8 protein-coding genes are annotated in these 11,542 nt (G+C 66.0%); 4 read left to right on the top strand and 4 right to left on the bottom strand.

Translation table 11 applies throughout. From position 1 onward, the window contains the following. Positions 1-36: 36 nt before the first annotated feature. The gene (locus tag HNR60_RS07100) at positions 37-1,002 is read left to right on the top strand and encodes a small ribosomal subunit Rsm22 family protein (protein ID WP_184255827.1); all 966 of its coding nucleotides are present in this window, start codon (positions 37-39) and stop codon (positions 1,000-1,002) included. A 59-nt stretch (positions 1,003-1,061) separates the two neighbouring features. Here HNR60_RS07100 and HNR60_RS07095 read toward each other — a convergent pair whose 3' ends face one another. Next, positions 1,062-3,923, bottom strand: a complete 2,862-nt coding sequence (locus HNR60_RS07095; protein ID WP_246432854.1) for an autotransporter family protein — start codon at positions 3,921-3,923, stop codon at positions 1,062-1,064. Between the two features lie 550 nt (positions 3,924-4,473). Here HNR60_RS07095 and HNR60_RS07090 point away from each other — a divergent pair. Together HNR60_RS07090 and HNR60_RS07085 are read left to right on the top strand one after the other, a co-directional pair. After that, complete coding sequence (locus HNR60_RS07090; RefSeq protein ID WP_184255823.1) at positions 4,474-5,262, top strand: P-loop NTPase family protein; 789 nt, start codon at positions 4,474-4,476, stop codon at positions 5,260-5,262. 56 nt (positions 5,263-5,318) lie between these two features. Further along, positions 5,319-5,978 (top strand): hypothetical protein, encoded by a 660-nt coding sequence (locus HNR60_RS07085; protein ID WP_184255821.1) that lies wholly within the window; start codon positions 5,319-5,321, stop codon positions 5,976-5,978. A 259-nt stretch (positions 5,979-6,237) separates the two neighbouring features. Here HNR60_RS07085 and ilvD read toward each other — a convergent pair whose 3' ends face one another. The 3 genes from ilvD to HNR60_RS07070 form a co-directional block, all read right to left on the bottom strand. Then, a complete protein-coding gene (gene ilvD / locus HNR60_RS07080; protein ID WP_184255819.1) occupies positions 6,238-7,959 on the bottom strand; it encodes a dihydroxy-acid dehydratase in 1,722 nt (573 codons plus the stop codon). A 27-nt stretch (positions 7,960-7,986) separates the two neighbouring features. Beyond that, a complete protein-coding gene (locus tag HNR60_RS07075; protein ID WP_184255817.1) occupies positions 7,987-9,273 on the bottom strand; it encodes an MFS transporter in 1,287 nt (428 codons plus the stop codon). A 165-nt stretch (positions 9,274-9,438) separates the two neighbouring features. Continuing rightward, a complete protein-coding gene (locus HNR60_RS07070; protein ID WP_184255815.1) occupies positions 9,439-10,347 on the bottom strand; it encodes a dihydrodipicolinate synthase family protein in 909 nt (302 codons plus the stop codon). Positions 10,348-10,545: 198 nt separating this feature from the next. On the opposite strand from HNR60_RS07070, the gene HNR60_RS07065 reads away from it, so the two are divergent. Continuing rightward, a complete protein-coding gene (locus HNR60_RS07065; RefSeq protein WP_347339317.1) occupies positions 10,546-11,352 on the top strand; it encodes an IclR family transcriptional regulator in 807 nt (268 codons plus the stop codon). Positions 11,353-11,542: the final 190 nt, after the last annotated feature.

Below are 11,542 nucleotides of genomic sequence, written 5' to 3'. Positions count from 1 at the left end.
GGGAGAGGGAAGAATGCGCCTCGCGAGAGCTTTGCCATGACCTGCGCCGCGCTGCCCGCCGAACTCGCCGCCGCGCTGACCCGCAAATCGCACGGGCTGTCGCTCTCCGACGCTGCGTCCCGCGCCGGCGCGATGTCGCAGACCTATCGCTCAGGCGGCGGCTCGACCGCGATCCGCAGCGAGGCCGACGCGCTCGCCTATGCGCTGGCGCGGATGCCGGCGACCTATGCGGCGGTTGCCGCCTGCCTCGACGCGCTCGCTGCGCAACGCCCGGGCTTCGCGCCGCAAACCCTGCTGGATTGCGGCGCCGGCCCCGGCACCGCGAGCTGGGCGGCGGCGGAACGCTTCGACACGCTCCTCTCCTTCGCGCTGCTCGACGCCAACGCCGCGTTGCGCGCGCTGGCGCTGGATCTGATGCAGGGCAGCGCCCGGCTGGCCGCGCCCGCCTACGGCCACGGCGACGCGCTCGCGCTGCTGGCCAAGGCCGACCCCGCCGAGCTGGTGATCGCCAGCTACATGATCAACGAACTCTCCGAGACGCAGCGCAATGTGTTTGCCGATCTGGCGTGGGCGAAGACCACCGATACGCTGCTGATCGTCGAGCCCGGCACGCCGGCGGGCTATGCGCGCATCCTGGCGCTGCGGGCGCGGCTGATCACGCAGGGCGCGCAGGTTGCAGCGCCCTGCCCGCACGACAACGGCTGTCCGCTGTCGGCACCCGACTGGTGCCACTTCACGCAGCGGCTGCCGCGCTCGCGCGCGCATCAGCATCTCAAGGGCGCGGAGCTTGCTTACGAGGACGAGAAATTCAGCTACGTGGCGCTGACCCGCGCGGCCGTTGCGCCGCGCCCGGCCCGCGTATTGGCGCAGCCGGTGACCACCAAGATCGCCGTCACCGCCAAGCTCTGCACCGCGGCCGGCCTCGACATCGCGGTGGCGCCCCGGCGCAACAAGCCGGACTACGCGCGGTTTCGCAAGCTCGACTGGGGCGATACGGTGTGATCGACAGCCGGCGTCACTCCGGGAAACCGGAATGACGCCGTGCGACGGCCCGAGCCTGCCTAGAACAGATGCCGGAACCGGCCGGTGACCTGATGCGCGACGGCGTCGTCACTGCCGACAATGGCGTCGTAGCCGACCGACAGCGTGGTCAGCGCGCCGAGTTTGCCGGAGACGCCGACGCCGACCACGCCGCGATCGCGGATGCCCTGCGCGGTGCTGGTGGCGAAGCTGCCGGGCAAGGTCACGTCGGCGAAGCTGGCGCTGATGCCGCGAACGCCGTCGCGGAATTCATGCAGCCAGGCCAGCCGCAGTTCCGGCGTCAGCACGTTCTGCTCCCAGCGATAGTCTTGGGCGAAGCGCGCGCCGAGGCTGCTGCGCAGCGAGTCGGACTCGTCGGCAGCCACGTTCAGGGCGGTGACGCCGCCGGTCTCGGCGAAGCCGTCGACCTTCACCTTGGTGTATTGCAGCCCGGCTTCCGGCGTGACCGTCACCGCGCCGAACCGCAGGTCGGTGCCGAGGCTGCCGCGCAGCGCGTAATGCGTGCCGCTGTAATCGGCCCGGTTGGCGGCGCCCAGCGCGACACGCGAACTGTCGTAGTCGCTCCAGCCATACAGCCCGATCGCGGTGGCGAACCAGCTCGGTGCCTGATAGGCGCCATAGCCGCCCACCGTCTTGGTCGAGATGTCGGTGGTACTGCCTAGCGTGTCGAGGTCGCCCTTGGTCTGGGCGAAACCGCCGAACACGCCGGCCAGCGCCCGATCCGACACCCGCCAGTCGGCGCCGGCGACGATCGTTCCGGTGGTGGCCTTGATCGCCGGGGCATCGGCGCGCGCGCCTTCGCGCGAATAGTTCAGGCTCGAACTGACGAACAGACCGCGATCGGCGTCGGGGACGATGGCCCGGATCGGCGCCTTGGTCGGCGCCGCATAGGCCAGCGCGTCGCTGCCGCCGCCCCAGGAGGCGAGCTCGCTCAGCGCATTGCGGCCGAGCCCCGGCGCCTCGACGATCGAACTCAGCGAACGATCGAACATTGCCGCGCGCCTGTCGAACAGCCCGCTGTCGGCCATCGCCAGCGCGCCGCCGGCGCCGCTGAGGTCGATGCCGGTTGCGCCGAACCGGCTCTGGGTGAGGTGCTGGCCGACCAACGCCGCGGTCTGCTGCGCCGATTCCAGCGTCATCCGGCTGGCACCCTGATAGGCCGCCGGCGACAACTGTGCCAAGGCGGCGCCGACGTCGGCGGCGCCCGCCACGTTGTCGATCAGCCCGACCACCGCGTTGCTGCCCGCCACCGAGGCCGAGAGATTGTCGTACAAGACGCCGACGGCGGCGCTGCCCGGCTTGTCGGCGCTTGCGAAGGACGCAAACGGCAGCGCCGTGCCGGTGATCACTTCGAACGAGGTATAGAGCGTGCCGCCGATGTTGACGCTCTGCCCGGCCTGCAGCGCGGCGCGCTTGGCTTCGGTGAGGCCGACCTTGTTGTAGTTCAGCGTATCGCTGCCCGCACCGCCGTCGACCAGCCCGGTGATGCGCGAGCCGGCCATGATGTTGGCGGTGTCATCGCCGCCTTCCAGATTCACCGCGCGGCCGTTGTTGCCGATGATGATGCCGTAGTTGGTCAGCACGTCGGCGCCCTCGCCCATCTGGATCGCCGAGCCGTCGCCCTTGATGAACCGCACCGAGCCGGCGGCATAGGTCACGCCGTTCAACGTGCCGTTGGCCGGATCCGCGGTGCCGGTGTCGGTCAGCACCGTGGCGTTCGGATCTGGAATCGTCCCGTTGCCGATGATGGTGCCGTAATTGGTGATACTGTCGTTGTCGGCCGCGGAGCCGGTCTTGTTCTCCATCCGGATCGCGTAGCCGTTCAGCCCGACGATGCTGCCGTAGTTGGTGACAGTGGTGGCGGCGGTGCCGCTGCGATCGAGATTGCTGTCGTTGTTGACGACGATGCCGGCGTCGGCGCCGGAGATCGTGCCGTAATTCAGGATGCTGCCGCCGCCGATCGAGATGCCTTCGCTGGCATTGGCGAGATGGTCCTTGTAGCCGGCGGCGCCGATGCCTTCGATGATGCCGTAATTGGTGATGGTCGCGGCGAAATCGATATCGACGCCGTCGCCATCGCTGGTGCCGCTGCCGTTGGCGGCGCCGGTGATCCGCCCGTAATTGACCACGGTGCCGGTGCCGTCGGAGCCGACCCCTGAGCCGTTACGGCCGATGATGGTGGCGCCGGCTTCGTTGCTGACGTTGACATTGCCGTCGCTGGTGATGCCATGGCGAAAGCCGGAGATGATGCCGCCGGTCTTGTTGATCACCGTGCCGGAATGCGCCTGGAAGTCGACGCCGTCATTGCTGGCGCCGACCGCGCCGTCGGAATAGATCAGGCCGTAATTGGTCACCACGCCGCCCTCGCCAGGGCGGACGGCGTCGGCCGCGGTGGATTTGACGACGCCGGTGGCGTAATTGACGATGTTCACGGTGCCGGTGGTCGAGGTGATCGCATCGAAATCCAGCGCCTGGCCGCCGTTCGACAGGATGGTGCCGTAATTGTAGACGTTGACCGTGCCGCTGCCGATATCGCCGTTGATGCGAAAGGCATCGTTGGCGGAACCGAAGATGGTGGCCCCGGCGCGGTTGATCACGGTGATGTTGCGCGGCACGCTGGAGCCCGAGGTATCGATGCCGCGGGTGGTTCCGCTGATGCTGCCGGCATTGTCGATGCTGACGCCGGGCGCCGGCGACGGATTTGAGCCGTTGACGGTCCAGGTAATGGCGGTCGTCGCCGACAGGGTGCCACCCGCAGCCACCGTGCCGGTCTGGGTGCCGGTCAGCGTCTTGGCCACGGTGTCGGTACTGCCGCCGGCGACGCTGAAGGTTTGAGCGGCGGCGGACAGCGGGGCCGACAACGCCGCCAGACCCACAAGCATCGACAAGCGGCTGACGCCGCCACGCCATTCCAACATCGAGATAGCCCCCAAGTTATCGTTAAAGCCTCGATTACTTAGGTTTTCGAGATGACGGCGAAATGACGGTGCGGTGTTATCCGCAACGGCCGCGCCGCGTTGCGACAGAGCGCGGATGAGTGATGCAAGTCGGAAACGCATCGCCCGCAGGCGCGCCCCCGCCGAGGTGGAAAGCTGCGGCAAGCGACGGCTTGGGCCGATGGTCGAGACGTCATCGGCGCAGCGAGCGGTCCCACTTCGGCGGCGAATCGGCTCGGCCACCCGCCCGGGCCCGCCTCTGCCGCGCACAGCGCCGGCCGGTGGGACCGGGATTGCGCCGGGGCGTTCCCGAATCCGGCGGGAAAGGCGCGGATCGGCCAGGAATTTGTGAGCTATTCGGAGTGCCCGCACCTCGGCAATTGAAATATCCCTCGTTTCTGCCATGTTCGCGCCCAAAGCAGACAGGGGCCATCCGCGCGCGTGAGTCTCGCTCAGGTGCAGGCGGCAATCCGGCGGCCCTCAGTTAGGGATTCTCATGGCGAAGCCAGCAGTGATTGTTGTGGGTGCCGACAAGGGCGGCGTCGGAAAGACCACCGTTTCGCGCACCCTGCTCGACTATTTCAGCGCCAACAACATTCCGACGCGGGCGTTCGACACCGAATCGCCGCGCGGCACCTTGAAGCGCTTCCACCCCGACATCACCGAGATCGTCGACATGACGACGACCTCGGACCAGATGAAGATCTTCGATACGCTGAATTCGGCGTCGCCGTCGGTGACGGTGATCGACGTCCGCGCCGGGCTGATGTCCAACGCGCTGGCCAATCTGCGCGACATCGGCTTTCTCGACGCCGCGAAATCCGGCCAGATCACCTTCGCGGTGTTCCATATACTGGGACCCTCGATCGCCTCCTTGGACGAGATCGCCGAAACCGCCGGCTTCATGCAGGGCGCCAAATATTTCCTGGTGAAGAACTTCATCAACAACACCAGCTTCTTCGAGTGGGACCAGGCGACCTACAATTCGTATTTCCACCGCATCAAGGACGCCACCGAGCTGACGATTCCGAAGCTCAACGAAATGGCCTACGAGCAGGTCGAGGTCTCCAAGGTGCCGTTCCTGAAATTCGTCGCCAACAAGGGCCCGCAGGACGAGGCGGCGAATTACTCCTTCGTGCTGCGCGGCTATGTCCGGCACTGGCTCGCCAATGTCTGGAGCGAGTTCGACCGCATCAAATTGACCGACATCGTCGGCAAAGAGAAGCCGACCGGGCGGTCGTCGGGCAACGGCGTGGCGAGCGGCGCGCAGGACGGCGAGAAATAGTTGCAAAGCCGCGGAATTTGGTGGAATCAGGCGACACCGTCGCCAGATATCCCGCCATGGCCCGCACCCCGGTTTACATCATCTGCTCGCCGCGGCCGTTCGTCGGCAAGACGCTGATCGCGCGGCTGTTGACCGAATTTCTGGCGCTGCAACGCGGCGACGTGGCGGCATTCGACGTCAACCTGAAAGAGCCGTCGCTGCTCGACTACCTGCCGCGGCTGACCGAAACCGCCAATGTCGACGACACCTTCGGCAAGATGGCGCTGATGGACCGGCTGATCATGGAGGACGGCGTCGCCAAGGTGGTGGACCTCGGCTTTCACGCCTTCGACGAGTTCTTCAAGATGTCGGAGGAGATCGGCTATCTCAAGGAGGCGGCGCGCCGCCAGGTGTCGCCGCAGATCCTGTTCGTCGCCGACACCGACCGCGGCTCGCTGCGCGGCTACGACATGCTGCAGGCGCAGATCCCGCCGCGGGCGCTGGTCACCGTCGCCAACGACTACGCGCTGCGCGGCGAACTGCCTGAGGTGTACGCGCGCGGCCGGGTGCTGCCGATCGACGCGCTGCCGACGTTTCTCAAGACCTATATCGACCGGCTGAATTTCTCCTTCACCGGCTATCTGCGCACCGAGAAGGATTCCTCGACCGAGCTGCACCAGTGGATCCGGAAGAACTATTTCAGCTTCCGCGACCTCGAACTGGTGAGGCAGCGGTAGGAGAGACGTTTCGAATTGGGTTTGAAGCGCTTCAACATCCCAGGCTGTCATCCCGGGGCAGGAGCGGCGTGAGCCGCGAGTGAACCCGGGATCCAGTACTCACCGCCCTGGAATACTAGATTCCGGACTTGCTCGTTCTTCGAACTCGCAATCCGGAATGACGGCCGCGGTTGGATCGGGGGCTGTCGGCAATAAGCCCCCGCGTGACCGCGAGGGCTTGTTGCAGTTCGGCCATTATCGGCCGCAATGGCTTTGGTGCTTATGCCATATACGCCCCGGCCATCGCCGACACCGCCGACTTCGAATAGCGCGCCAGCACGCCCTTCTTGGCCGGACGCGCCGGCAGGGTCCAGGCCGCGCGGCGTGCGGTCAGGATCGCCGCGACCTCGTCCGGCGTGCGCGGCTCGCCGGCGACGCCGACCACCCGCAACGCGCGGCTGGGAATGTCGATCTCGATCAGATCGCCATTCTCGATCAGCGCGATCGGGCCGCCATCGACCGCTTCCGGCGACACGTGACCGATGCACGGACCGCTGGTGGCGCCTGAGAAACGCCCGTCGGTGACGATCGCGACCGTGCCGTTCAGCCGCGCGTCGTAGACGATGGCGTCGGTGGTCATGAACATCTCCGGCATGCCGGAGCCTTTCGGCCCCTCATAGCGGATCACCACCACGGCGCCGGGATCGATCTTGCCGGCGACGATCGCGACCTGGGCCTCGTCCTCGCTGTCGAACACCGCGGCCGGGCCGGTGTGGCTGTGCATCGCCGGCTTGATCGCAGCGTATTTCACCACCGCCCCGTCGGGGGCGATGTTGCCCTCGAGCACGGCGATCGAGCCGAACTTGTCGGACTTGGCCAACGGCCGGATCACCTCGTCGGCGGGGATCGAGTAGCTGCGCAGATGGCCGCGGCCGCGCTCGAAGAAGCCATCGTTCTGCAGCAGTTCGAGGTTGTCGCCGAGCGAGCGGCCGGTCACCGTCATGACGTCGAGATCGAGCTGCTCGCGCATCAGCCACTGCACCATCGGCACGCCGCCGGCGAACCAGAACAGTTCGGCGGTGTATTTGCCGCTGGGCTGGATCGAGGTCAGGTAGCGCACCTTCTGGCCGATGGCGTCCATTTCACGGGGATCGACCGAGATCCCGAGTTCATGGGCGATCGCCGGCATGTGGATGAAGGCGTTGGTCGAACCGCCGATCGCGGCATGAACCATCAGCGCGTTGCGGAAGGCGGCTTCGGTCATGATCTTGCGCGCGGTCAGCCCGGCCGCGGCGAGACGCATGATCTGCTTGCCCGCCGCGCGCGAGGCGCGGCGGATCTCGGTCATGGTGGCCGGCATCAGGGCGGTGCCGGGCAGCGCCAGACCAAGCGCTTCCGACATGCACTGCATGGTGCTGGCGGTGCCCATGAACTGGCAGGCGCCGCAGGACGGACAGCCGGTCAGCTTGTAGTTGGTCATCTCCGCCTTGCCGACGTCGCCCTTCTTGTTGCGCGCCGACAACGGGCCGGCGAGGCCCGAGGTCGAGTTGCCGGGCCCCGAGCGCATCGCTCCGGACGGGATGTGGATGGTCGGAATGTCCATCCGCGCCGCCGCCATCAGATGCGCCGGGGTCGACTTGTCGCAGCCCGATAACAGGATCATGCCGTCCCAGGGGATCACCGAGGCATGGATCTCGACCATGTCGGCGATGATGCCGCGCGAGGCGAGAATGTAGTTCATGCCCTCGTGACCCTGCGCCCAGCCGTCGCAGATGTCGGTGACGTGGAATTTGGCGGGTTTGCCGCCGGTCTCATAGACGCCGATCGAGGCTTCGTCGGCGAGCACGTCGAGGTGGAAGCTGCCGGGGTGGCTGTCGCCCTGGACGTCGTCGATCAGGATCTGTTTCTTTTCGAGATCCTCCTCGGTCCAGTTCATCCCCATCATCAGGGCGTCGACCTGGGCCCACAGATCGCGAACATGGCCGCATTTCTGGTCAGACATTGGAATTGCTCCTTTGTGCGTGTGCTGTCAGGCGGTGCGGCCGGTGGTCTTGGCGGGCAGGCTGAGGGCGATGAAGAAGCCGATCACCAGCATGGCGACCAGGAAGTACACGCCGACGTCGTAGCTATCGAACGAGGTGCGCAGCCAGCCGACCGCGAACGGGCCGACGAAACCGCCGAGATTGCCGAGCGCATTGATGATGCCGCGGACGCCACCGGCGACTTCGGACGGGAACAACAGCGGCGGGATGGTCCAGAAGATCGACGACGCCGACTGCATGAACAGGCCGCAGGCGACCAGGAAGCCGAACGACACCCAGATGTGCTCCTTGAGCAGCGTCGACAGCAGGAAGCAGATGGCGAAGCCGAGGATCGGCAGCGCGGTGTAGCGGCGGCGGTTGCCGGAGCGGTCGGACAGCTGGGCGAAGCCGTACAGGCCGAAGATCATCGCGATGTAGGGGAACATCGACAGGAAGCCGATGCCGGTCATGCCGGTGTTGGTCAGTTCCTTGAGCAGCGTCGGCAGCCACATCGCGAAACCGTAGATGCCCATCTGATAGAACAGATACAGCAGGATCAGCTTCCACATATTGGGATCGCGCATCACCGCACCGTAGGAGATCGGCGCATGATCCTTGCTCTTCATCGCCAGCTGTTCGGCGGCAAGACGCGTGGTGAGGTAGTCGCGCTCTTCCTTCGAGATCCACTTCGCGGTCGCCGGACTGTCGGAAATCAGCGGAAACCACACCAGGATCAGCAGCAGCGACAACACGCCTTCACCGATGAACACCCAGCGCCAGCCGAACGACGAGATGATCCAGCCGGACAACGGCCCGGTGATGATCGAGGCGATGGCGATGTTCATGATGAAGTAAGCGTTGGCGCGGCCACGCTCTTCGTTCGGGAACCAGTGACTGAGGATCACCAGCATCGCCGGCCAGACGCCGCCCTCGGCGACACCGATCAGGAAGCGGATCACCAAAAGCTGCGTCGAGTTCTGAACAAAGCCGCACAGGATCGACAGCCCGCCCCAGACCAGGATCGACCAGCCGATGAAATTCTTGGCGCTGCGGTGCTCGGCCCAGTGCCCGGCCGGAGCCTGCAGCATGACGTAGCCGATGAAGAAGATGCCGGCGGCGAGGCCCGACAGCGAGGCGGTCATCTGCAGCGATTCGTTCATGCCGCCGGCCATCGCGAAGCCGATATTGGTGCGGTCCATGAAGGAGAAGATGTAGACCAGGATCGCCGGCGGGATGATCCGCCACCAGCGTGCGGAGGGAATGGGACGTGCATTGTCGATGGCTATGGCGGTCATAACTGTGGCTCCCATTGAGTTGTCTTGGAAGGGTCCGGCCCGGTTGGCGCCCGGGTCCGCTGTGGTTCACCGTGCCGGGACCAAAGCGCCGGCATTGTTTTGGATATTGGCTTGAGGCTTGGTTTTGGATCTTGGCGGGGACGGCCCGAGAGCCGTCCCCGGGGGTCAGGCGGCGATGACGCCGGCCGAGATCAGGATCTCGTCCAGGCGCGCGCAGGTGGCAGCATCGGGGCGGGTCGCGGGGGCCGCGACCGCGGTCGAGATGTCCAGCCCGGTCTTGACGAGGGCCTCCTTGACCAGGCCGGTGAAGGGCACGTCGGTGATGTAGATCTGGCACAGCACCGCGAGGCGGCGCATCAGCGGGCCGAGCGCGGCAAAGTCGCCGCGGTTGAAGGCGGCGTAGATGCCGCAGGTCAGTTCCGGCGCGAAGTTCGAGGTCGCCGGGATCACGCCGTCGCCGCCGAGCATCAGCGTGTCGAGCACGTATTCGTCGAAGCCGCAGAACACCAGGAAGTCCGGGCGCGCGCCCTTGACCTCGATGATCAGCCGGCGGATGTGGCTGAGGCAGTCGACGGTGTCCTTGATGCCGACGATGTTGGGGCAGTCGCGCGCCAGCCGGCCGACCAGTTCGATCGACAGATCCTCGCCGGTCAGCCCCGGGAAATTGTACAACAGCACCGGCACCGGCACCGCCTCGGCGATCTGCCGGTAGTGCAGATAGATCCGCTCCTCGGTCAGCCGCGCGTAATAGGGATTGACCACGATCACCGCATCGGCGCCGGCGGCGGCGGCGTGCTGGCCGAGCTCGATCGCCTCGAGGGTGCCGCAGGCGGCGGTGCCGACGATCACCGGCTTGCGACCGGCGACCCGCGCGATGCAGAACTCGGCGATCTCCTTGCGCTGCACCGTGGTCAGATGGGCGAACTCGCCGGCCGAGCCGAGGAACAGGAAGCCGTTGACGTCGCTCTCGAGCAGCCGATCGATCACCCGCCCCATGCCAACCGAATCGAACGTGCCGTCGTCATGCAGAATGGTGGGGACTGGCGGGATCACGCCGTGAAGGGAAAGGGTCATTTGAGGGTCTCCGAGATAATTCCGTATATGGAACTTGATTTCCGTGTGTGGAATAGCTATTATGCCGGTGTGCTGGAACCGTCAAGTTCCGTACAACTACGCAGTTGGTCGAGTTTCCCGCTGCGTGCAGCGGGCCGCGGACACAGCTACGACGGCGGTCGAACGAAGATCGACGGCCGATGACGACGGAGGGTGATCGTGGAAAGTGAGAATTGCCGGACAAACGAGGCGCCCGAGGAGCGATCAGCGGCGCCGGCGCTGACCAAGGGCTTTGCGATCCTCGATCTGATCGCCGAGCAGCCGGGCCTCGGCTTCGCGGCGATCCGAACCCGGCTTGGCCTTCCCAACAGCAGTTGCCATCACCTGGTCAGCACGCTGTGCAAGGTCGGCGCGCTGCAATTGCAGGCCGACCGCGGCTACGTGCTCGGGCTGCGGCTGTTCGAACTCGGCACCATCGCCGCCAGCCAGCGCAAGATCGAACAGTCGGCACTGCCGGCGTTGAAGCGGCTGGCCCAGGAGGTCGAACTGACCTGCCACCTCGGCGTCATGGAAGGCACCGAGGCGATCTATCTGATGAAAGTCGAGGGTCAGCGCGAAATCCGGGTCAACACCTGGATCGGCAAGCGGCTGTCGATGCATTCCTCGTCGCTCGGCAAGGTGCTGCTGGCCTGGCTATCGGACGCCGAGATCGACGACAAGCTGCGCACCGCCACCTGGGAGGCGCGGACGCCGTCGACCATCACCGACCCGGTGAAATTCCGGACGCTGCTGAAATCGGTGCGCGCCCGCGGCTGGGCGTTCGACGACGAGGAGGACGCGCCGAGCATTCGCTGCGTCGCCGCCCCGGTGTTCGACATGAAGGGCCGCATCATCGCGGCGATCAGCGCGGTCGGCACCGTGCTGGATATCGAGCAGGATCGCTTCCCGGAGCTCGCCGAAAAGGTCTGCGCCACCGCGACGGAAATCTCCGCCAATCTCGGCTACGGCCAGGTCGAACGGGTGTGAGCCGCCGCATCGGTTGAAGCTGGAAATCTGCGGCCGGCGCGCTTGCCGCCCATCCTTCGAGACGCCCGACTTCGCTGCGCTTCGCCGGGCACCTCATACCAACGGTCATTGAGATTGACCGACATGTGCCCAGTCTCGCATCCCGATTGATGTGATTGTGTGGGGTTGTGCGACGAGTTTTTGCCACGCC

The organism is Rhodopseudomonas rhenobacensis, assembly GCF_014203125.1.
In the GTDB taxonomy this organism is placed as follows: Bacteria; Pseudomonadota; Alphaproteobacteria; order Rhizobiales; family Xanthobacteraceae; genus Rhodopseudomonas_A; species Rhodopseudomonas_A rhenobacensis.
The sequence above is the reverse complement of the archived record's forward strand: the minus strand, read 5'-3'. Positions and strand labels throughout refer to the sequence as shown.